The sequence below is a fragment of the Amycolatopsis sp. NPDC003731 genome, assembly GCF_053586895.1.
This window is the reverse complement of record NZ_JBSFNC010000098.1, coordinates 1-21,902: the sequence shown is the minus strand read 5'-3', so window position 1 is coordinate 21,902 and position 21,902 is coordinate 1. Positions and strand designations below refer to the sequence as shown.

At 68.6% G+C, this 21,902-nt stretch carries 18 protein-coding genes and 4 tRNA genes; 7 read left to right on the top strand and 15 right to left on the bottom strand.

Annotated features, from left to right (window positions below):
* Nucleotide 1: 1 nt before the first annotated feature.
* The 10 genes from ACWDN5_RS31910 to ACWDN5_RS31865 form a co-directional block, all read right to left on the bottom strand.
* Nucleotides 2–484: an NUDIX hydrolase gene (locus ACWDN5_RS31910; protein ID WP_449678881.1), complete on the bottom strand. Its 483-nt coding sequence runs from the start codon at nucleotides 482–484 to the stop codon at nucleotides 2–4.
* Nucleotides 481–1,629, bottom strand: coding sequence for a glycosyltransferase family 4 protein (locus ACWDN5_RS31905; RefSeq protein WP_449678891.1), 1,149 nt, complete (start codon nucleotides 1,627–1,629; stop codon nucleotides 481–483). Before ACWDN5_RS31905 ends, ACWDN5_RS31910 begins: the two co-directional genes overlap by 4 nt.
* An 18-nt stretch (nucleotides 1,630–1,647) precedes the next feature.
* Nucleotides 1,648–2,565, bottom strand: coding sequence for a phosphatidylinositol mannoside acyltransferase (locus tag ACWDN5_RS31900; RefSeq protein WP_310970396.1), 918 nt, complete (start codon nucleotides 2,563–2,565; stop codon nucleotides 1,648–1,650).
* Nucleotides 2,562–3,188 (bottom strand): phosphatidylinositol phosphate synthase, encoded by a 627-nt coding sequence (gene pgsA / locus ACWDN5_RS31895; protein WP_310970395.1) that lies wholly within the window; start codon nucleotides 3,186–3,188, stop codon nucleotides 2,562–2,564. Before pgsA ends, ACWDN5_RS31900 begins: the two co-directional genes overlap by 4 nt.
* A gap of 88 nt (nucleotides 3,189–3,276) precedes the next feature.
* Entirely contained in the window at nucleotides 3,277–3,798 is a 522-nt protein-coding gene (locus ACWDN5_RS31890) for a MarR family winged helix-turn-helix transcriptional regulator (protein ID WP_310970394.1), read from the bottom strand.
* Nucleotides 3,799–3,871: 73 nt separating this feature from the next.
* Nucleotides 3,872–4,414 carry an HIT family protein gene (locus tag ACWDN5_RS31885; RefSeq protein WP_449678880.1) on the bottom strand — a complete coding sequence of 181 codons (543 nt, stop codon included), beginning with the start codon at nucleotides 4,412–4,414 and terminating at the stop codon, nucleotides 3,872–3,874.
* A complete protein-coding gene (gene thrS / locus ACWDN5_RS31880) occupies nucleotides 4,411–6,438 on the bottom strand; it encodes a threonine--tRNA ligase (RefSeq protein ID WP_310970392.1) in 2,028 nt (675 codons plus the stop codon). Before thrS ends, ACWDN5_RS31885 begins: the two co-directional genes overlap by 4 nt.
* Before the next feature lie 133 nt (nucleotides 6,439–6,571).
* Entirely contained in the window at nucleotides 6,572–7,186 is a 615-nt protein-coding gene (locus ACWDN5_RS31875) for a malonic semialdehyde reductase (RefSeq protein WP_310970391.1), read from the bottom strand.
* 949 nt (nucleotides 7,187–8,135) lie between these two features.
* On the bottom strand, nucleotides 8,136–9,659 hold the full coding sequence (locus tag ACWDN5_RS31870; RefSeq protein ID WP_449678879.1) for a sugar transferase: 1,524 nt from the start codon (nucleotides 9,657–9,659) through the stop codon (nucleotides 8,136–8,138).
* A 776-nt stretch (nucleotides 9,660–10,435) separates the two neighbouring features.
* Nucleotides 10,436–10,507: transfer RNA gene (locus tag ACWDN5_RS31865), tRNA-Val, on the bottom strand.
* Nucleotides 10,508–10,897: 390 nt separating this feature from the next.
* Between ACWDN5_RS31865 and ACWDN5_RS31860 the strand changes: the two genes are divergently transcribed.
* The 4 genes from ACWDN5_RS31860 to ACWDN5_RS31845 all read left to right on the top strand — a co-directional run bounded on the left by ACWDN5_RS31860 (nucleotide 10,898) and on the right by ACWDN5_RS31845 (nucleotide 11,679).
* Entirely contained in the window at nucleotides 10,898–11,323 is a 426-nt protein-coding gene (locus ACWDN5_RS31860) for an SsgA family sporulation/cell division regulator (RefSeq protein WP_013227152.1), read from the top strand.
* 112 nt (nucleotides 11,324–11,435) lie between these two features.
* Nucleotides 11,436–11,508, top strand: a tRNA-Gly gene (locus ACWDN5_RS31855).
* Between the two features lie 24 nt (nucleotides 11,509–11,532).
* Nucleotides 11,533–11,603: transfer RNA gene (locus tag ACWDN5_RS31850), tRNA-Cys, on the top strand.
* A 1-nt stretch (nucleotide 11,604) separates the two neighbouring features.
* Nucleotides 11,605–11,679 (top strand) — tRNA-Val (locus tag ACWDN5_RS31845).
* A 49-nt stretch (nucleotides 11,680–11,728) separates the two neighbouring features.
* On the opposite strand, the gene ACWDN5_RS31840 is transcribed toward ACWDN5_RS31845, so the two are convergent.
* The 3 genes from ACWDN5_RS31840 to ACWDN5_RS31830 all read right to left on the bottom strand — a co-directional run bounded on the left by ACWDN5_RS31840 (nucleotide 11,729) and on the right by ACWDN5_RS31830 (nucleotide 13,429).
* On the bottom strand, nucleotides 11,729–12,190 hold the full coding sequence (locus ACWDN5_RS31840) for a hypothetical protein (protein WP_449678878.1): 462 nt from the start codon (nucleotides 12,188–12,190) through the stop codon (nucleotides 11,729–11,731).
* Between the two features lie 250 nt (nucleotides 12,191–12,440).
* The gene (locus tag ACWDN5_RS31835) at nucleotides 12,441–13,058 is read right to left on the bottom strand and encodes a tyrosine-type recombinase/integrase (RefSeq protein ID WP_449678877.1); all 618 of its coding nucleotides are present in this window, start codon (nucleotides 13,056–13,058) and stop codon (nucleotides 12,441–12,443) included.
* A gap of 32 nt (nucleotides 13,059–13,090) precedes the next feature.
* Entirely contained in the window at nucleotides 13,091–13,429 is a 339-nt protein-coding gene (locus tag ACWDN5_RS31830) for a helix-turn-helix domain-containing protein (RefSeq protein ID WP_449678876.1), read from the bottom strand.
* Nucleotides 13,430–13,650: 221 nt separating this feature from the next.
* On the opposite strand from ACWDN5_RS31830, the gene ACWDN5_RS31825 reads away from it, so the two are divergent.
* From ACWDN5_RS31825 to ACWDN5_RS31815, 3 genes are all read left to right on the top strand, one after another.
* Nucleotides 13,651–14,082, top strand: a complete 432-nt coding sequence (locus ACWDN5_RS31825) for a histone-like nucleoid-structuring protein Lsr2 (RefSeq protein WP_449678875.1) — start codon at nucleotides 13,651–13,653, stop codon at nucleotides 14,080–14,082.
* 651 nt (nucleotides 14,083–14,733) lie between these two features.
* Complete coding sequence (locus ACWDN5_RS31820) at nucleotides 14,734–15,069, top strand: hypothetical protein (RefSeq protein WP_449678874.1); 336 nt, start codon at nucleotides 14,734–14,736, stop codon at nucleotides 15,067–15,069.
* A 9-nt stretch (nucleotides 15,070–15,078) separates the two neighbouring features.
* Nucleotides 15,079–18,516 carry an NACHT domain-containing protein gene (locus tag ACWDN5_RS31815; RefSeq protein WP_449678873.1) on the top strand — a complete coding sequence of 1,146 codons (3,438 nt, stop codon included), beginning with the start codon at nucleotides 15,079–15,081 and terminating at the stop codon, nucleotides 18,514–18,516.
* Nucleotides 18,517–19,067: 551 nt separating this feature from the next.
* Here the strand turns inward: ACWDN5_RS31815 and ACWDN5_RS31810 are convergent.
* Together ACWDN5_RS31810 and ACWDN5_RS31805 are read right to left on the bottom strand one after the other, a co-directional pair.
* Nucleotides 19,068–19,454: a hypothetical protein gene (locus ACWDN5_RS31810; protein ID WP_449678872.1), complete on the bottom strand. Its 387-nt coding sequence runs from the start codon at nucleotides 19,452–19,454 to the stop codon at nucleotides 19,068–19,070.
* A 321-nt stretch (nucleotides 19,455–19,775) separates the two neighbouring features.
* On the bottom strand, nucleotides 19,776–21,194 hold the full coding sequence (locus tag ACWDN5_RS31805; RefSeq protein WP_449678890.1) for a neutral/alkaline non-lysosomal ceramidase N-terminal domain-containing protein: 1,419 nt from the start codon (nucleotides 21,192–21,194) through the stop codon (nucleotides 19,776–19,778).
* Nucleotides 21,195–21,902 lie beyond the last annotated feature (708 nt).

The following is a 21,902-nucleotide window of genomic DNA, read 5'->3' as shown; positions in this document are numbered from 1 at the left end:
GTCAGACCTCCGGCTCCGCGAATTCGAAGTACTCCGGCAGCGGCGCGGTCCCCGCGAGGCGGAAGTACCGCACCTTCCGCCGCCGCCGCAGCCGCAGCGTGTCGCGGACGGCGTCGTTGTGGACGCGGCGGGCGATCACCACCCGGTGCTCGGCGTCGGTCAGCTCCTCGGCCAGCTCGGCCGGCAGGCCCGCCCGGTCGACGCGGCCCAGCTCCAGCGTCAGCTCGTTCTCCGCGGCTTCGCGCTCGGCCCGCGGCGCCGCCTCGGCGCGTTCCGCCGACGTTCGCAGGCCCGGGGAGCCCAGCACCGAAGCGACCGCGCGCGCCACCACGGCCCGCCGTGCCAACGCCGCGTCCAGCGCGGCCCAGCCGGCGTCCGTGCGGACGTGCAGCCGGTCGAGCCGGTTCGCCGTCGCCACCAGGAAGAGCCCGCCCAATAGCACGATCAACGCGAGCAGCGGGAGGAGCCAGCCGAGCACGCTCACCGGGCGAGCTCCCGCTCCGCCGTGGCCGCGACCCGCCGCGGGTCGGCGGCGACGGCCGTCTCGTAGACGCGCAGCACCTGCGTGGCCACCACCGACCAGTCGTACATCGTGACGCGCTCCCCGGCCGCCGCGGCCAGCGACGCCCGGCGCGCCGGGTCACCGAGCAGCTCGCGCAGCCCGTCCGCGAGTGCCGCCGGGTCACCGGTCTCGACCAGCAGCCCGGCGCGGCCGTCGTCGAGCACCCGCCGGAACGAGTCGAGCCCGCTGGCCAGTACCGGGGTCCCGGCCGCCATCGCCTCGGTGAGGATCATCCCGAAGCTCTCGCCGCCGGTGTTGGGTGCGCAGTAGACGTCGACGCTGCGCAGCGCCTGGGCCTTCGTGGCGTCGTCGACCTGGCCGAGCAGCTCCAGGTGCGGAGCCAGCTCCGGGCCGGCGTCACGGCGCAGCTGGTCGTCGTCACCGCGGCCGACCACGACCAGCCGCAGGTCCTCGAACTCCGGCAGGATCCGCCGCAGCGCTTCCAGCAGCACGCCCATGCCCTTGCGCGGCTCGCCGAACCGGCCGACGAAGCCGACCGTGCCGCCGGCCCGCGGGTAGCCCGGCAGCGGAACGGCCGAGGAGAAGAACTCGACGTCGACACCGTTCGGGATCTCGACGGCGTCACCGCCCGCGTGCTCGACCTGGACGCGGCGGGCCAGCGCGGACACTGCGATCCGCGCGGTGATCTTCTCCAGCAGCGGCCGCAGCACCGGCTGGAACGCCGACAGCGTGCGCGAGCGCGTGGTCGCAGTGTGGAAGGTCGCCACGATCGGGCCGTCGGCGATCAGCAGCGCCAGCAGCGACAGGCTCGGCGCGGCCGGTTCGTGCAGGTGCAGAACGTCGAAGTCGCCTTCGCGGATCCACCGCCGTACCCGCGCATACGAGACCGGTCCGAACTGCAGGCGCGCGACCGAGCCGTTGTACGGGATCCCGAGCGCCTTGCCCGCCGGGTGCACGAACTCGGGCAGCTCCGCGTCCTCGTCCGCGGGCGCCAGCACGGACACCTGGTGCCCACGCGCGAGCAGCGCCTTCGTCAGGTCGATGACGTGCCCCTGGACCCCGCCCGGCACGTCGAAGGAGTAGGGGCACACGATCCCGACCCGCATCGGCCGCGTGGCCACCGCTCAGCTCGCTTCTTCGAGGCTTGCCTGCTCGGCGGCCTCGAGGTCGGCGGGCCAGAACTTCTGCACCATGTGCCAGTCGGCCGGGTGCGCGGCGATGTCGCCGGCGAAGATGTCCGCCAGGGCCTGGGTCGCGGCCGGGACCTCGGCGCGCGCGGTGACGCGGATGCGCGGGTGCAGCCGGATCTGCCAGCCGTCCTCGGTGAACCAGCAGCCGGCCGGGATCAGCGCGGCCCCGGTCGTCGCGGCCAGCCGGGCCGGGCCGCCGGGGAAGCGGGCCTTCTCGCCGAAGAACTTCACCGGGATACCGCTGGTGGTCAGGTCGCGGTCGCCGACCAGGCAGACGGCCTTGTTCTCGCGCAGGCGCTTCAGCAGCACGCGCATCGCCGAGCTGTCACCCGTGAGGGGGACGATCTCGAAGCCGAGCGACTCCCGGTATTCGACGAACCGGCGGTAGAGCGATTCGGGCTTCAGCCGTTCGGCCACGGTGGTGAACCCGCCGAGGTAGTCGGCCAGCCAGACGCCGGCGACGTCCCAGTTGCCGCTGTGCGGCAGCGCCATCACCGCGCCGTTGCCTTCGGCCAGCGCCGCGTCGAGGTTCTCCACGCCGGTGATCGACGCCGCGACCTTGGTGCTGACCTCCTTGTGGTCCATCGACGGCAGCCGGAACGTCTCGTGCCAGTACCGCGCGTAGGAGCGCATCGCACGCCGGGTGAGCTCGTCGAGCTCGACCTGGTCGGCCTGGGGCACCACACGGGCGAGGTTCGCGCGCAGCTGCCGCACACCCCCGCCGTCGCGGCGGACGGCGAGGTCCGCGCCGAGCGAGAACACCGTGCCGCCGAACCCGGCGGGCAGCCAGCCGGCGAGCTTCCACCCGGCCGCGTAGCCGAAGGCGCTCAACCGCTCTGACAGCTTGCTCATGCCGGCTGCTCCCCGGCGGCGGCCTCGCGGGCCGCCTTCGCCACCGCGGCCGTCCGCTGCAGCAGCGTGATCACCGAGAGCACCGCGAGCAGCCAGAGCGTCACGTCCACGGTGTACGGGATGCCGAAGCCGTGCAGGCCGGTGCCGACCAGGGCGATGATCAGCCGCTCCGCGCGCTCGACGAGCCCGCCGTCGACCGGCAGGCCGGAGGCGTCCGCGCGGGCCTTGACGTAGGAGATGACCTGGGCGAGCACCAGGCACAGCAGGGCCGCGGCGGCCGCCGGTCGGTTGTCGTCGACGACGAAGCACCACCAGGCGATGGCGGCGAACAGCGCGCCGTCGACCAGCCTGTCGCAGGTCGCGTCGAGCACGGCGCCGAACGGGGTGCCGTAGCCGCGGGCGCGGGCCATCGCGCCGTCGAGCAGGTCGAGCATGGCGAAGCCCCACACCGTGAAGGTGCCCCACAGCAGGTGGTCGGTCGGGAAGAAGGCCAGCGCGCAGACGACCGCGCCGGCGGTGCCGAGCACGGTCATCACGTTGGGGGTCAGCCCGGCGCGGACCAGCGCCTGGCCGATCGGATCGGTGACGCGGGAGACGGAGGCACGCGCGAAGATATTGAGCATCGGTTCGTCGAGGCACCTGGCTACGAGGGTCGGGTGGGCGAATGCAGCCTATCCACCCGCCTCGGCGAACCCGACGCGCCGCCCCGGGTCAGCCCGATTTCGTGAGCTCGCCCTCGTGCTCCCGCGCCGCTTCGGCGGCCGCGGCGGCGGCGCACTTCGGCGAGAGCTGACGGCGGATCGCGGCGCTGATCTCGCCGAGCGCCGTCACCTGCTCCGGCGTCAGCGGGTCGAACAGGCTTTCCCGGACGGCCTCGACGTGGCCCGGCGCGGCCGCCTCGAGCGCGGCGAAGCCGGTGTCGGTGAGCACCGCCCAGGCGCCGCGCTTGTCGGTCGGGCAGGCCTCGCGCCGCACCCACCCATTGGCCTCCAGCCGCGCGACGGCGTGCGAAAGGCGGCTGCGGGACGCCTGCCGGGCGTCGGCGAGCTCGCTCATCCGCAGCCGGCGGCCGGGCGCTTCGGACAGGGCGACGAGGACTTCGTAATAGGTGTGCGGCATGCCCGAGTCGTGCTGCAGCTGAGCTTCGAGGTGCGCGCTGAGCATGCGGGTGGCCGCGTTGAACTCACGCCAGACGCGCTGTTCGTCGTCGCTGAGCCATCGGGTTCCGGACATGACCCCATCATACTCTCGGTTGAACACTCAATCAGGAGTTTTCCCCGGTCGGACCATGGTCCGGACAACGCTCCTACCAGGCGTCGGCCAGCAGGTCCCGCGTCTCCCCCAGCAGCTGCGGGAGCACCTTCGTCTGCCCGATGATCGGCATGAAGTTCGCGTCCCCGCCCCACCGCGGCACCAGGTGCTGGTGCAGGTGCGCGGCGATCCCCGCACCCGCGATGTGCCCCTGGTTCAGCCCGATGTTGAACCCGTGCGCGCCGGACACCCCGCGGATCACCTTCATCGCGTGCTGGGTGAACTCGGCGACCTCGCGCGTCTCTTCCGCCGTCAGCTCGGTGTAGTCCGCGACGTGCCGGTACGGCACCACCATCAGGTGCCCCGGGTTGTACGGGTACAGGTTCAGCACCGCGAACACGAGCTCGCCGCGCGCGACGATCAGGCCGGTTTTGTCGTCCAGCGACGGGATCCGGCAGAACGGGCAGCCGGTGTCGCCGTCGTCGTCCGGCTTGTCCTGGCCCTTGATGTAGGCCATCCGGTGCGGGGTCCAGAGACGCTGGAACGCGTCCTGGACCCCGATGCCCTGCTGCTCGACGAACTCGGGACCGTCGCTCACCGAACGACCGTCTCCAGCGCGTCGGCCGAGGGCGACGCGTTTTCGCGGCGCGCGACCCACTCCGCAATCGCTTCGACCGCCTTCTCCACCGGCACGCCGTTGATCTGGCCGCCGTCGCGGAAGCGGAACGACACCGCGCCCGCCTCGACGTCCTTGGCGCCGGCCAGCAGCATGAACGGCACCTTCTGCGTGGTGTGCGTGCGGATCTTCTTCTGCATCCGGTCGTCGCTCGCGTCGACCTCGGCGCGGATCCCCTTGGCGCGCAACGCCTTCTCGACGTCCTGCAGGTACTCCACCTGGTCGGCGGTGATCGGGATGCCGACCACCTGCACCGGCGACAGCCACGCCGGGAACGCGCCCGCGTAGTGCTCGGTCAGCACGCCGAAGAAGCGCTCGATCGAGCCGAACAGCGCGCGGTGGATCATCACCGGTCGCTGGCGCGAACCGTCCGGGGCGGTGTACTCGAGCTCGAACCGCTTGTTCTGGTTGAAGTCCAGCTGGATGGTCGACATCTGCCAGGTGCGGCCGATGGCGTCCTTGGCCTGCACCGAGATCTTCGGGCCGTAGAAGGCCGCGCCACCCGGGTCCGGGACCAGCTCGAGGCCGGAGTCGATCGCCGCCTGCCGCAGCGTTTCGGTGGCCTCCTCCCACTCCCAGTCCTCGCCGATGAACTTGTCGGAGTCACCGCGGGTGGACAGCTCGAGGTAGAAGTCGGAGAGGCCGTAGTCGGCGAGCAGGTCGAGGACGAACTTGAGCAGCGACTTGAGCTCGCCCGGCATCTGCTCCTTGGTGCAGTAGATGTGCGAGTCGTCCATCGTCAGCCCGCGGACGCGGGTGAGGCCGTGCACCACACCGGACTTCTCGTAGCGGTAGACGGTGCCGAACTCGAACAGCCGCAGCGGCAGCTCGCGGTAGGACCGCCCGCGCGAGCGGAAGATCAGGTTGTGCATCGGGCAGTTCATCGCCTTGAGGTAGTAGTTCTCCTCGTCGAACTGCACCGGCGGGAACATCGTGTCCGCGTAGTAGGGCAGGTGGCCGGAGGTGTGGAACAGCTCGCCCTTGCTGATGTGCGGGGTGTTCACGAACTCGTAGCCGGCCTCCTCGTGGCGGCGGCGCGAGTAGTTCTCCAGCTCCCGGCGGATGATGCCGCCCTTGGGGTGGAACACCGGCAGGCCCGAGCCGATCTCCTCGGGGAAGGAGAACAGGTCCAGCTCGGCGCCGAGCTTGCGGTGGTCGCGGCGCTCGGCCTCGGCGATGCGCTCGAGGTAGGCGTCCTGCGCCTCGGCCGACTCCCACGCCGTGCCGTAGATCCGCTGCAGCTGCGGGTTCTTTTCACTACCCCGCCAGTACGCGGCGGCGACGCGGGTGAGCGTGAACGCCGGGATGAACTTCGTCGTCGGCACGTGCGGGCCGCGGCAGAGGTCACTCCAGACACGTTCCTTGGTGCGCGGGTCGAGATTGTCGTAGATGGTGAGTTCGCCCTCGCCGACCTCCATCACCTCGGCGGTGTCCACTTCGGACTTGAGGTCGACGAGTTCGAGCTTGAACGGCTCGTCGGCGAGCTCTTTCTTGGCCTCGTCGACGGAGTCGAACACGCGCCGCGAGAACTGCTGGGCGCCCTTCACGATCTGCTTCATGCGCTTTTCGAGCGCCTGCAGGTCCTCCGGGGTGAACGGCTTGTCGACGGCGAAGTCGTAGTAGAAGCCGTCCTTGACCGGCGGGCCGATGCCCAGCTTGGCGTCCGGGAACTGCTGCTGCACGGCCTGGGCGAGCACGTGCGCGGCCGAATGGCGGATGACGCTGCGGCCGTCCTCGGTGTTCGCGGCGACCGGCTCGACTTCGGCGTCGGCTTCCGGCGCCCAGGCGAGGTCGCGCAGCTTCCCGTCGGCGTCGCGGACGACGACGATCGTCTCCGCGCCCTTGGTCGGCAGACCGGCTTCGCGGACCGCCGCGCCCGCCGTAGTGCCCGCCGGTACCACCACGCGGGAGGCGGCCACGGGGGAAACGGGGGGCGACTGGGACACGATCGGCTCCTCAAGCTGGAGTGACAGAGATGACGCCGTCGATGCTAGTCGTCGGCGTCCACGCGCCTCACGCGCGTGGCGCGAACGCGGGACCGGCCGCCTCCGACTCCGGAGACGGCCCGTCCGAGCTGCGTCAGAGGGTCTCGACGACCTGGTCGAAGTCGAGCCGCGGCAGGCGGTCGAACCAGGGGTTCTCACCCGGCTTGCCGACGTTGACGACGACCAGCGAGCGCCACTTCTTGCCGGCGAAGAACTCGTCGTCGACGCCCTGGGCGTCGAAGCCGGTCATCGGGCCGGCGGCCAGCCCGGCGGCGCGGACGCCGATGATGAAGTAGCCGACCTGCAGGAGCGAGTTCAGCTTGGAGAACTCGACGCGGCCCTGCTCGTCGGCGAAGTTGTCCTTCACCTGCGGGGCGTGCGGGAAGACCTGCGGGATGTTCTCGTGGAAGTCGACGTCCGCGGCGAGCACCACGGTCAGCGGCGCGGCTTCGGTCTTGTCCCGGTTGCCCGGGGCCATGTGCGGCAGCAGGCGGGCCTTCGCCTCGGCGGTCCGGAGCACCAGCGCACGCAGCGGCTGGGTGTTCATCGACGTCGGGGCCCACTTGACGAGGTCGTAGATCGCGCGGACCTGCTCCTCGGTCACCGGCTCGGAGCTGAAACTGTTGGCCGTCCGGGCCTCGCGGAAGAGGAGGTTCTGGACGTCCGCGGGGAGGGCGAGGGCCTCGGTCTGCTCGGCAAAGGTGGTCATGGGGCGGTGCTTCCTTCCGTTGGGTCGGTACCCAGTCCAACCCGGTTGAGCGTTGAACTATTTCGCGTTCAACCAGTTGTGTGGATCACAGCGGGGACCGCCGACGGTGAGCGCCGGTCAGCCGTTCGGGTCAAGGTGGCCTCGTCGGGCGCCGGTAATCCGGGCGAACGGGGCAATCCGAAGTGGCCCGGCCGGGGAGGCTCCGCCGTGGCGGACGGGGGCACGGGGTTGGCCAGATGGCTCGGCGGGCCTCGGGAGTCGTTGGACGGGGGCACGGCCGGTGAGGACTTCCCGTGGTCGCGGGGCCTGGCGGGTTGGGAATCCTCCTGGTGGCACAGCCAAGGCCCGGCGAGGAATGCCCCAGCTTGTGGGGTGCGGCCGGTACGGCCCGCCTGGCGCGGGGCAGGGTCAGCGAGAAATTCCCCTGGTCGCGGGGCACGGCCGGGAAGCCCCTGGCGCGAGGCACGGCCGGTGCGGCCCGCCTGGCGCGAGGCCCGGCCAGCGAGAAGTCCCCTGGTCGCAGGTCGCGACCGGCGAGAGTCCCCCGGTGGCGGGGCACGGCCGGTGAGGCTCCCCCTGGTCGGAGGGCAGGGCCGACGAGAAGTCCCCGATGATGGCGTGGCGCGCGCGGCGGGAAGTCCCCTCCTGGCGAGGCGCGGCCGGTGGCACGATGCGGTTCCGAGGAGCCGCCAATACCCACCACTCGCCGGCTCGCCCACGCGTTCGCCGAGCCGAAACCGCCGCTCCCCGGCCCTGCCAGGCGGCTGCGGCGGCGCGAAGAGGCAGCCCTCCGGCCCCCGGTGTCCAGTTTACCGGCGCGCACCGACAGTTCCGGGGCGTCCACCGCAGCGCCGTGTCCCTCATCCACAACACCCCGGCAACGGGCACGGCCGCCGACTCCCCCCAGCGGGAGTCGGCGGCCGTGATGCGCGGCGCGGCGAGGAACGGGTCAGTAGGCGCCCTGCCCGCCCATCACCGCGCGGAACGTCTTCCACAGGATCACCAGGTCCAGCGCGAGGGACCAGTCCTCGACGTAACGCAGGTCCAGCCGGATGCTCTCCGCCCACGTGAGGTCGCTGCGCCCGCTGACCTGCCAGAGCCCGGTCAGGCCCGGCTTGACGAGCAGACGGCGGCGCGCGTCGGGCGCGTACTGCTCGGTTTCCTCCGGCAGCGGCGGCCGGGGGCCGACGAGCGACATCTTTCCGGACACGACGTTGAACAACTGCGGTACCTCATCGAGCGAATACCGGCGCAGAAAACCACCCACGCGGGTGATACGTGGGTCGCGTTTCATCTTGAAAAGGGGGCCCGCGCCTTCGTTTTCCGCCGCCAATGTCTGCTTGATCGCGTCGGCATTGGTGACCATCGTCCGGAACTTGAGCATGGTGAACGTCGCGCCGTCGCGGCCGACGCGGCGCTGGCGGTAGATCACCGGGCCGCGGTCGTTCAGCTTGATCGCGATCGCGATCGCCAGCAGCAGCGGGGACAGCAGGGTGAGCAGCAGCGCCGACCCGCAGCGGTCCACGATCTCCTTCACCACGCGCCGGCCGCCGGTGAACATCGGCGCGGTGACCCGCAGCAGGGGCATGCCGAGCACGCCGGTGACGTTGAGCCGGGGCCCGGCGACCTCCATCAGCACGGGCGCCACGACCATCTCCGCGCCGGTGCCCTCCATGTCCCAGGCCAGCCGCTGCAGCCGCTTCGGCGTCCAGTACTGGTCGGCGGTGATCGCCACGACCCGGTAGCCGCCGCGCCGCACGTGCCGGGACAGCTCCTCCAGCCGCCCGACCACCGGGACGCCGTCGATTTCGCCGCTGTCGCGGTCTTCGCCGTGGCCGCTGAACGTGCAAGCGGCCTCGACGCGCCAGCCGACGTGCACCTCCGAGCGGGTGCGGGCGATCAGGTCGGCGACGGTCTCCGGGCTGCCGGCCGCCATCACCGGCAGCAGGCAGAGTCCCTTGGCGCGCTTGCGGTGCAGCACCTGGCGCAGCAGGTAGCGCTGCGGAAAGGCGACCAGCGCGATGGCCGGGACGACGACGAACACCCAGACCTGGACCTCGAGCGCACCGAACAGCAGGCCGCCGAGCGCGACCAGGACGGCGGCGGTGATGAAGCCGCGGCCGAGGGTGCGGTACTCCTCCGCGCCTTCGCCGAGCACGCGCGAGCTCCAGGCCCGGCTGGCGGGCAGCGAGACGAACACCGCGAGGATCGTGCCGAAGGCGTGCATGTCGTGCGGGGCAACGCGATCGATGACGAACGCGCTGATCGCGATCACCAGCAGCGTGATGAACACGTCGCTGCCGATGACCCAGGCTCTGTACCGCGCTTCCCAGGCCGCGGGCCACGCCTTGGCGGACGGGCCGCCGTCGCCGGGGTGGTCGTCGTCCCGCTTGGCGGGACGCGGGATGGCCTGGAGGTCGATGTGCGGCGGTGGCTGGCTCACCGTGTACGAAGGCCGCACCGACTCTTCCATCTGACCTCCCGGGAACTGGATCGAGTTGAGCCGCAGGCACGCAGCGTCACCAGAGATGATTTCGGAGAGTTACCCCATCTCAGTGGTCGCGCAGAGCCCGCGGAGGCTTCACACGGCAAGTTATCGGCGACTCTCTCGGCAGTGTTACAAGGATTACCAGCCACATGCTGCGTGACATCCCCGCCAAGAAATGGCCGGAAGATAACAAGATGAGGACGATGCGCAATAGCGCGTATCCCCGTGAAAACTACATTCCGTAACGGAAAGGGTGATGCCCGCACTCGGGTGGACCAAGCTCGGCCGAACGGCCCAGCGCGGCCGTCGGGACTCTACTGTGGACACTGCGGATCGCGAAGGTCCACAGTGGATCAGCGCGGGGCGGCGGGCGCCGCCGCGGGGACCGGGCGGCCACCGTCGGTGACATTCGTCGTCGCGCCGTCACGCGCGCCGGTTCTGTCACACGTCGTCGCCGGGCGACCACGCGATCGCGGCCGGCCGGACGTGCCGAGGATCACATCCGACCTCCCGCAGCATGGCGTTCGACAGAAAGCCGCCGCGGCGGCAGGGTTCGAAGGCAGGTCCGGCAGGCCCCTGCGGCGGAGGCGCGAACCGCCCTTGCAAACTGATACGGATGATCCGAACGGATCGTTCACTCCGTTTCGGCGGCCGGCCGGTCCTTGACGGAAAACCCAACCCGACCTCGGGGTCGGCCCGCCCGAGGCAGCAAAAGAGCCCCACCCGCCTCTTCGGCGGACAGGGCTCTCTCGACTCTCGCGTGGGCGATACTGGGATCGAACCAGTGACCTCTTCGGTGTGAACGAAGCGCTCTCCCGCTGAGCTAATCGCCCGCTCGCGGTGTTGGGCTCAACAGTAGCGTACGACTTTCAGGCGCCTGCAAACGGGTGGTCCTGACCGACCACACTCCGCTTACCGGCGAGTACGGAACGCACAACCCCGAGCTAGCCAGGGTTGTCCGGCCGGGGGGCCGCCTGACGCCACGTTCGACATCCGTGCGACGGTGCTATCGCCCGGCGACTAAACCGCGCAGTATGGAGGCGTGGGCCCCGCGGGGCGCGCCGGTCAGTTGCGCGCCGCGGGTGGTCACGGGTGGAGAAGGGGGCCGGAGAGCCCGTACGGGTGATCTGCGGCGCACCCGCGACGGAATCGGCCTCCTGATGCGTCCAAGCAGTGACGCCCTCGGCCGGGCCGGGCCGGGAAGGGAGACGAAGGGTAGGACGATGCGCAACGATCACGTGACGCTCCGCTCGACGGCGGTCTTCGACCTGCTGGCGCCGCGGACTCCCGCGGTTCCGGTGAAGGTGGAGCTGCGCTACGACACACGCGACCCGTACGCGGTCGTCGCCGCCTTCCGCACCGGCCGCGCCGGCTGGGTCGAGTGGGTGTACGCACGCGACCTCCTCGCGGACGGCCTCCTGGCCGACGCGGGTGACGGGGACGTCCGCATCCGCCCGTCGGTCGAGGACCCCGAGGCGGTCCTGATCGAGCTGAACTCGCCGTCCGGGCACGCCATGTTCGAGGCGTCCGCCCAGGAGCTGGCCGACTTCCTCGACCGGACGTACGACGTGGTGCTGCCGGGCAACGAGCACCTGTGGGTTGACGTCGACGACGCCCTCACCCACCTCATCCCCCACGATCTGGCCTGATGACAGCCCCGCAACGGCGGAGTGACACCCCGGTGTCGAACCCGTTTTCGGGGTCCGATATGGTTTTCCCACACCACGGCGACGGGGGAACGGCCTCCCGGAGCTGCGGAATGCGGATGTAGCGCAGCTGGTAGCGCATCACCTTGCCAAGGTGAGGGTCGCGGGTTCGAATCCCGTCATCCGCTCGGTAGGCTCTCGGGCCTAGTCACGGTGGAGTGGCCGAGAGGCGAGGCAACGGCCTGCAAAGCCGTGTACACGGGTTCGAATCCCGTCTCCACCTCGCGCGATTAGCTCAGCGGGAGAGCGCTTCCCTGACACGGAAGAGGTCACTGGTTCAATCCCAGTATCGCGCACCACAAGTTTTCGCAGGTCAGACGCCCTGTCCCTCCCCGGAGGGGCGGGGCTTCAGTCGTCAGATGGCGATGAAATGGCGATGGGCCCCGGACCGGGTTCCAGACCACGCCGCGACCGCAGGTGCGGGAACCAGGACACCAGCTTGGCCCGCTCACCCGGGTACAGCGATGCCAGCGACCGCTGCCACCGTTCCTCCAGGACGGCCAGGATCTGGTTGACCATCGCCGGGGTCACGTGGTCGTAGACCCGGGCGATGCCCTTCATCTTCTGCCCCAGCCGCGCCCGCCGCGCGACCTCCGGGATCCCGTCTTCGGTCAGCCACGTGCTGTGGGTGTGGCGGCCCTCGTGGAAGGTGAACGTCGGCAGGATCGGCGGCCTGCGCTCCCCCGCCCCCGCGTCGTCCAGTTCGTTGCCGTCCCACGCCGGCCGCCAAAAGCGGATCCGGAAGTTCGACCGCCGCCAAGGATGCCCTTCCGGCGTGCACAGCACGAACGGCTCCCGATGGCTGTCCATCAGCTCCTCGTACAGCACAGCTATGCCCGGCGGTAGCGCCACGAACCTTGTTCCGGCAGGCGCTTTGGTCCGGCCCTTCTTCGGCCGGGAGTTCCCGCGTCGCGTCGGCGGCCGCTGACGGCCGCCCGGGTGATGATCATCACCCTTCCGACCTCCTTTGTAGACCTTCCCCGCCACCTCCTTCAACGGCATCCGGATCTCGATCCCGCGGCGCTCGGAGTCGTACTCGTGCCGCTGCTGCCCGACAAGTTCACCCCATCGGGCGCCGGTATAGAGATCCATCAGGCACAGCACGAACCCCGACTTGCCCAGTCCGAGCTCGTAGCCGCATCGCAGCCCTCAGAGCTTGCGCCGGCGTAGCCACCAAGCGCTCGGTGTCGAACTCGCCGTGCGACACCCGGACGCCGTTGCACGGGTTGGCCGGGATCATCCGGGCCCGCACCGCACCGTTGAGGATGGTGGAGAACAGAGCAAAGTACGACGAGACCGAGGACTCGGCGTAATCCTCGTGCAGCTCCGAGAGCCACCGCTCGATCTCGACGTAGCCATTGAAGATCGCGATCAACGGCCACGCCTGCCACTGCGGCAGCAGCTGGTTGTCGAGGAACGACCGGTACTTCGCGATCGTGTTCAGCTCCAGGCGCGGCTCCACGGCCGCCAGCCATTCCTCGGCGAAGTCGTCGAACCGCGTTTCACCATCCCGGGGGTCCAGCCACAGGTTCCGCCGGATCAGCGCTTCCTGCTCCAGCCCGCAGTCCTCGGCCGCCTTCTCCGTCGGGAAGCCTGATTTGCTCCCCCAGGTCCCGTCGGGCCGCTTGTACCGGGCTCGCCACTCACCGGTCCCGGGCTCTTCCTGGCCGTAGGCCATCCTTCACTCCTTCTCTTGTCGCTCCGCGCGCGTCAAGCCGCGCGGAAGTCTTCAGCCATTTCCGCCAGCGGTACCCGCCGCCGATGCGGCTTCACTGACGCCGCGCTCAGCCGCACGATCTCCGCAACATCGCCGCGCGTGAACCGGTAGTGCTTGCCGAACCGGTGGTGCGGCACCGCCCCGGCAGCGGCCTGGTCCTTCAACGTCCTCGGCGACAGCTGCAGCAACTCCCCCACCTGCTCCGCGGTCAGCAACGCATCCGGATCCGCCGGCGGCTCCGGCACGGTCGCCCGCACCGCCGCGGCCAGCTCACGAATGGCCATGGCGACGGCACAGCCGTCTCCGTTCCCGGGGTCGCAGTCGTTCTTCATCACGTACTCCATTCTTGTTGTCAGAAAATCGAGCCGGTCAGGGAAGTGTTCGACCCGGCATACACCTATCCACACCGAAACACGACCGGAAGTCAATAGGCTCTCGAAAGAAACTCGAAGAGCCTCGTACATGAGCAAACTCAACAACACCCCACGATTCCGCGACGCTACTATTCGACGCACCGGTATCCAAAACGGCACCAGAACGAAAGGATGAGCAGATGACCAAGAGGGTCACGATCGAGATACTCGACGACACGGACGGCAGCCTGGCCGAGCAGACCGTCCCGTTCGGACTCGACGGCGTCGCCTACGAGATCGATCTGTCCACAACGAACGCCAACGAATTACGCGAAGCACTGGCCCCGTATGTGGCGGCGGCACGCCGAACCGGAGGCCGCCGGATCAAGGTCGCCGTCGGCCAACCGACCGACAGCACGAAACAGGAATCGGAGCCAAGTTTGAATTACACGGCGACTCACGACATTCGCACGTGGGCTCGCGCAAACGGGTACGAAGTAGCCGATCAGGGGCGCATCTCCAAGACAGTGGCCGAGGCATACCACTCATCTCGCCAGCACGGCAGCACCGAAACCAATCGGAAGCGTCCGACCGGAACAGCGGCCAAGCGGCGCCCCAAACCACGAAAATGATTCTCCCTCAGCATCGGGGCACCTCTGAATTATCATGGCACCTCCGAAGTAGCGATGGTGTGCCGAGTGCGGCACACCGACGCTCCTAACTCCGGCAATCAGCTCCACTGGAGACAGGTGGTGGCCAAACCTTGCAGCGCGCCAGCTCACGAGGTGAAAACCGCTCGGTACGTCTCGACCACTGCAGTCGGACACGACGACCCCACGCTGGTCGGAGGTAGGCGTCCAGTCCGTCGGGCGCAAACACTTCGAGTTTCGTCTGGCCCACCGAGCCCTTTCGGGTCGACTTTGGTTCCAGTCGGAGGACCGAGTTGATCTATAACCCCACACTGAAATTTGCCACGGACCTGCAGCTCAACTGAAGCCCAGTCGCCCAGTCGCGCCGCGGGAGATTTCCCACGTCTACGTGTTCAAGGGGGGACTTGAACCCCATACGTGGGATATCTCCCGTGTTTGGGGAGATCATGCGCTCAGCATAGCGCAGAGTCACGAGATATGCGCGCCTCCGACAGGCGCCATCCGCCCGGCGAAGCCGCGAGCCCGGGCGTCGTCGATGGGGCTGAGGTCGCGGAACAGGCGCGGTTGATGACGTCGCGTATGACGGACTGCCAAACCTGGAACCCGCGCTGTTGTCGAGATAGGTTTGACCGTATGCCCGAACCGATCCTCGTTTCCGTCGCCGCCGCACTGGCAGCGAAAGGCGCAACCGGCCTATACGAGTTGGTCAAGCGCAAGTTCGCCAAAGACCCTGAGGCCACCAAGGCACTGGAAGCCGCGTCCATAGCCCCGGCCGACACCCAGCCGATCACGGCGCTCGCCCATCGGCTGGAGCAAGCCGAAGCTGACGATCAATCGTTCGCCGAGGAACTGCGGACGGAGTGGCAGAAGCTGTCGATCACCCACGGTGGCGTGCACAACCAGGTGACAGGCAACATCACCGGCAAGGTCGTGCAGGCTGGCGACATCCACGGCAACATCAACTTCTGACGGCCGACGGTGAGCGAACACCACAACGAGATCAAGGGCGGGCACTTCACCGGCCCCGTCGTGCAGTCACGAGACATCGGCCAGCTGAACATCCACGTCAGCGGCGAGGAGCCGTCCCATCCCCCGCTGAGGTCCTGGGCCGGTCGGCCGGAACTCACCCGTCAACTCCGGGATGTGCTGATCGCACAGCACAATGCGACCGAGTCGCTGCCTTACAAGCTGCTCGGTGTCCGACAACCGGAGCTCACCAAAGTCTACGTTCATCAGACGATGCGAGCTCAGGCCGCAGACCGCTCAGTTCAGCCGGAACGGCGTACTGCGGAATCCGAACGCCGCTCCAGCGGCGATCCGGGCGAACGCACTCTCACAATGACAGAGGCGCTCAACCGCGGTGGGCATCTGATGATCACGGGCGAGCCCGGCGCGGGGAAGTCCACCGTCGGCTACATGTACGTCCAGCAGATCTCAGACTACTGGCTCGGCGCCGAACAGGGCCCGCCCCCGATAGCCGAGCCGATGTTGCCGTTGCGGATCCCGGCGCGCGCTTTGGTGGAGAACGCGGCCTGGGGTGAACTGTTGGCCTCCGGGTTGGAGGCCGTGCTGGGGCGGCTGCTCGACGAAAAGCCCCGGCCCGAGCTGCTGACCAGGCGAGCGCTGGGCGCTCGATGGCTGGTGTTCATCGACGGACTCGACGAGATCGTCGAACCGGAGGCCCGCACCCAGGTGATCGCGGCGCTCGCGCACCGCATCCGGAAGAGCACAGACCACCGGCTGGTCATCACCACACGCCCGCTTCCCCATAGTGAGCTGCAGCCGCTCGATCGCGCCGGCATCGACACCGTCGAGATTTTGCCGTTCAGCCCGGTGGAGCTCGACGAGTTCGCGCGTGCCTGGTTCCGCGCCCAGAACCCGCTTACCGCTGCAAAGCGGGCCAACGACTTCGTTCAGCAGGTCCGGGACAGCAGGCTGCGTGAACTTGTCCGCAACCCACTCCAGGCCACGATCACCGCCATCACCCACACCCTCGAACCGGACCGGCCGCTGCCCAACAGCCGGATCGATCTCTACGAGCGCTTTATGGCGTACCTCCTGGACGAAACAGCGAGCCGTCGCGACACGTTCGCCGAGCTGCGCCGCAGCGCGCGCGACGACCCGGCACGCTTGGCCTTGCTGGACTGGCTGCGGCAGCACCGCCTCGACATCGTCGACCAGCTCGCCGTCCATCGCCTGGAAACCGAGTCGCCGTTAATCGATGCCGCGCGCGACTGGGTAACCGCGCGACGCCCCGACCTCCCCGAGGAGTGGCAGGGAGACCTCGGCGCCGTCCTGGCCAGCACGGGTGTCTTCGTGCAGTCCGAAGACGAACTGCGGTTCCGGCACCACTCGTTCGCCGAATTCCTCGCGGCCCGGTCCCGGGCGGGCAAGATCCCGGCCGGCTTCCCCGATCTGGAGGAGTGGATCGAACGAGGGCTCAGCGGTGCGAAGCACGTCTTCGCGCTCTTCACATTCGTATTGTGGGGCCGGGAGAACAACGACGTCGGACGAATCCTGCGTGCACTCCTGGACGGCACCGAAGAGCGAGTGCTGCTCGCCGGGCAGCTGATCAGCGAAGGCATCGAAGTTGATCAAGACCTCGCCGCTGCCGTCGTCGACCGGCTCTTGGACCTCCTGATCTGCCAGGGCGTGCGAGAGGATCCGTGGAACGAACTGGAGCCGACTGGTGAAGTGCTCGGCCTGCTACCGCCCCGGCAGCTGGGCTCGGGAGCGCTCGAGCGCCTGCGTGCCGTGCGGGATGGCGCCGATTTCGCAGAGGCCACTCGGATCGCCGCAGCCGTGGCGCTCGGCCGGCTGGTGGACGCGGAAGGCGCGGCCAGCTGGCTCGAAGACTTCATCGAGCACGCCAGCTTGGCCGGGATCAAACGCGGCGCCGATGCCCTGCGGAACCTAGTACCCGATGGCGCCGAACGTGTCGAGAACCTGATCGGACGGATCGCCGCGACGACCAAGCACGACGTCGTACTGACCATCGCCCTGATCTCGTTCCTCTTGGAGGCCGATCGCACCGTTCCGGCGGCGAAGATGATCCGCGACCTCGTCGGCAAGCTACGCGAAGGCCCCGACGTTAACGGTCGCATTCTCGGTTACACCGACAGCGACAGCCGCCTGGCGGATCTGTGGGAGGACGGGGCCGCGAGCTGGGGTGTGCTGGCCGAACTCGCCGCGCGAGCGAACTGCGGAGACGAGGCGCTGTGGGCCGCCCGTCGGGCGATCGCCTCGGCCGATCCCCGTGTCGGAGAGTTCCGGGACGCCGTGGAGGCCCTGCTTTCCGCGGGTGGGCCGGAGGCGGTCACCGAGGTGCTCGCGGCCGCCGCCGGACGGCCGTCCGATCATCTGGCGGAAGCCGCCGACGTATTGCAGTCGAGGATGCACCCGGCCGCCGCGCTGAGACTCGCCGGCCAAGTGCTCGCCAACCCCCATTCAGGAAGTTACGAACTCTCTCAGGCTATCGGCGTCTTTGCCGCGTGCGACGCTACAGCCAACCTGCTGGAACAGGTGCAGGGTCTCCCCCATCGAGGCGCCCAGCGCCTGTTCGAGATCTTTTCTTCGCTTCCCGATGAAAAGAAGTATCCGGTGGTCGAGGAATCCGCGCGAGCCGTGCTGGTCGACGGGGCTGTCGACCGCTGGAACTTCTCGCAAGCGTGCGAAATGCTGCTGGACGAGGGTGATCAGGCAACAGCACGGGCGGTCTACGAGGCGAGTCTCAACCGCGGCCCCGAATTCTGGGGAGATGCGGCGGTCGCGCTCTGCATCTCCGGTCACGATGCCCTGGGAAACGACCTCGTCGCCAAGGTGGCTGCCGAGGCCGAAGCGGACACGTGGGTGGACGTGGCCGTGACGCTGGTCGGAAACGAGCAGCCGGAGCACGCGACAGACCTGCTAACTGCCGCTGCCGCGCACCTGCCGGAAATCGCCGAGAGCCGCAAGTGGCGAGTGGTCAAGGCGCTGTCCGAAACCGGCCGCAAGGCTGAGGCGGTCGAGGCGGCCCGGCAGGCAGTGGTCCAGAACCTCGACAGCCCATGGCTCGACGACTGCGTTGAGCAGTGGATGCTGGCGGCTGGCGCAAGCAGCGCCGAGCCGATTCTGGCGGAGGTGCTGGCACGCGATGTTCGCGCGGAGCGCCGCATGACCGTGGCGGACGTGTTCGCGAAAGCCGGTCTGCTCACCCCCGCGATCACAATCTGGCTGAGCGTGCTCCGTCACCACGGCGAAGCAGTCGGCCAAGGAGTACTGGCGGCGTCCTGCCTGGTGCGGAGCGGACACCGCGCCGACGCCGTCGCCCTGCTGACCGAGACCCTCGGCGATAAGCGCCTGCCTGCCCGGACCCGTGGTCGGTTACGCGCATTGCAGGCGTGGGTCACGGCAGCCGGGTTGGAGACGACCATATAGCGCACGGTCAAACCAGCTCGCCGGTTCCGCTCGGCCTGTTCGACGGCTTCTGCGTCATCGAAGGGGACTAGAACATGCTGCTGCTTCTGGTCGTTGATACTCTGGGGCGGGGGTTAGGTCTTCTGTAGGAGTCTTCTAACAGAGTGAGGACGCGCCGTACAGCCCGTAGTCCGCAAGAATGCATGGATGGTTACGCCCTCGGGCGACTCTCACGGCCCTCCGCGGCTTGACCCCACCATCCCAACCAAGCATCTTCCGGGCTCTGCGGCTGCGCAGCTCAACCCGGCGGGGGCGGCTGATGCTCCGGCCGCCCTGTCCCGTCCATTGCGAAGGTACTCGGCCGGTCAGGCCGCGTGAGGTCAGGCGTTGTCGAAGCTCACACGAACTCTGCAACTCGAGCGGAAGACCACCAAAGGTCACCGCTGCCGTCGAGCCGTGGTGCGAGCGGCCGGAGTTACACCCGCTGAGCTACTGGTGCGATTCAGCCGGACGACTTGGTCGAGTACCACATTGCCTCGCACCTGCATCGCGGTTCATTGATGCCGTGTACCTCACGTGACTACTTCGAGGTTTGAATCTTGGTCTACGTCGACGCGCGGCTGATCTGGATTGAACGGCGGGAGCCCCATGTGCAGCGTGTAGTAGGCGTCTCGCACGTAGCTCAGGCGACCGCGGGATTTGCCGATGCCGAGCAAATTGGCTATCGCCTTCTGCGTAGGCGCTCCGGCCCAGGTGCCGCCGATGTGGGTGTTCAGCGTCTCGGCTTGGTGTGCTTCCGCGATCTTGGTTAGTGCCGCCTGAAGTTCGCTGTCGCTGATCGCTTCTGGGCGCCGGTGGAGTGCCACTTGCTCGTTGATGGCCTGGTCAATCGTCAAACGTCCGCCGCGGAACCTCAGCAGCAAGTCCGCGTACTGCTCCCTGAGCAGGTTGTCCGGCACGATGTTCCTCCTTACTGATGCGTGGTCGCAGAGTCCGCAGTCTAGACTGATAGTCGGCCAGCAGAAGCCGGGCGTAGAACACCAGTGCTGGGGTGGGTTCGACCCGCGCGGGTTGCGTCCCTCGCGCAGTTAGAGATCAGTTCAGAATGAGCTGGCGTATCGGCTTCGGTTGCAGCGTCGGATGTTCCAGTTGCCCAAGCGTTCTTGGTCCATATCTGCTCGCAGCCACGTGCGGCCTAACGGGCGTCGACGTCACCAGGCAACCCGCGATGCCCATCCGAAGTCTGCGTCAGGACATAAGGACGCGGCGGAGCAGGCAGCTCAAAGAACAGCGTTCAACGCCGCGATCAGGGTGTCCTCTACTCCGTTACCTTGGGCGTTGCGCAGGTAGTGCGCGATGACGCCGTACGCACACATCGCGCCGCCGCCCATGCCGGGGAAGTCATTGGACCACCCGCAGGCGTAGCGCCAGGCACCGCCGGTGATCAGCAGCTCGTCGGTCGGCAAGTAGGCGGGTACCTCACCGGCATATCCGGAGAACCAGATCCCGTTAGTCCCGCCATAGTGGCTGCGGCAGTAGGCGGCGTAGCCGGACACCGGTTCCCCGCCGAGGAAGGCCAGCCGCAGCGGGGTGCCGCCGGCGAAGCGCCAGGCTTGCACCGGGACCGGGGTCGTGAACGCAAAGCTGTGCGCGTCGATCTGGTCGATCATGACTTCGGCGTGGCGGCTGATCCACCCCGCCGCGGTGGCCTGCCGAACGGCGAAGTTCGCGCGAGCCGCCGCGAGGTTGCCGGGGGTGTCGGTGATGTCGAGCCGAACCTCGACATCACGGTAGGCAGTCAGGATCGGCCCGGTGACCGGCCGGCCGGCAACGGCGATCGCGTTGATGACCGTCTGGCCGAGGTCGCGGCCGCGGTCCTCGAGGGCTTGCCAGCCGCCGGGAGCCACCGGATCTTGATCCCCGGCCGCGCCGGTGAGGAACTGGGCAAAGCCCCCGGTTTGCTGCTCGATCACCTCCACCGCGAGCCCCGGGTAGTCCGGGTCGATGAGCGTGTCCCCCGGACCGACGACGGGGTGACATCCGTAACCGAACAACACTGCGAGCGGCGCCCCGTCGAGAGCGCGGGCTGCCAGAACCGGCACATCCCGCTCGACGACCGCCATTCCCTCCCGGTTGTAGGAGAACGCCTCATCAGCGACCTGATAGTCCAACGTGCAGGGAACCGCGTTGGCCGCGAGCGTCGCCTGGACGAGGTCGACGATCTGGTCCTGCACCCAGGCGGCGTAGCCGCGGACCGTGTCCAGGTGCGCGGAGGGGTCGACGATGTTGTAGAGGGTGTAGGCGGTGATATCGGGGTTGAGGACGGGCCCGTTGTGGGTGTGGGTTGCGGTGAGCACGAAATCCTGGGACGCCACCCCGAGGCTGACGATCCGGGATCTGATTGCCTGGTGGATGATGCGGGGAAACGCCAAGACGTCCGCGGTGACGATCACGTTGGGAGTCCCGTTGTCCCAGAACACGGTGCATCGCGCGTGGAGCGGACGACGCACACCGGCGGCGATCCGTGGGGTGTCTGTCGCGTAGCCCGCAAGCGGGATACCCGCTTCCGGGGTGATGTCGATCTTGCCGACCGCGACGGCCATCGGCACTGCTGCCGACGCCCGGCCTTCGGCGAGCCACGGGGCTGCCAGAGACGCCGCGAACAAGGCGCCGGTTGTCAGGACCGGGCGTCTGGGCATGATCACGAACCTCCCCCTTCCCGCCAATGCGCTTTTCCTCACACTGCGCTGGCCGCTCGTCGACCACGTTTGTGTGTGCGTGCACCAGCCGCGGTCGTCGTCAGCGACCGAGGTCCTCCGCTCGAATGACCTTCCGCGCACAGGGGAGTCGCGGCGACGTATGCAGCCGTTACGCACCGACTCCGGTCATGTCGGATCAGCCGCGGGCCACACTGATGAGGCAGCCGTCTCCCCCGGCAGGACCTCGCACCCCGGACGGCGTTGGAAAATTGCCGGCGTGGACGTCATCGACATCCGCGTCTGCGCGACTATCCCCATCAAGAGGACCCGAGCGAGATGCCCCACAACTTCGCGCGCTTGCTCTGGCATCTGACTGCGCCCGACTTCGGCCGGTTCGCGGTGTCCGCGGCTCCCGGTATCTTCGACGGCGTGGTCTCGCTGGTTCGCCGCGGAGTCGGGCCTCGGCCTGCCGGCGGTGGAGATGAGCTGGTGGATGCCCCCTCCGGCTGGGCCGGGGCTATGCGACGGCGCGGAGGCCGCCAGGCGCTCACTGCTGTCCGCGTCGCTCGGGCGCAGCGGATTCCTGGTCCTGTCGGCAGCGCCTTCATCGGTCCTCCATAAGATTGTTGGTGTTCAGGACGGGTTGTCCTGGATGCCCAGGGCGATGGGGTGTGGCTGATCGGTCCTTGCCTTGTGTGGTGGCTTCTG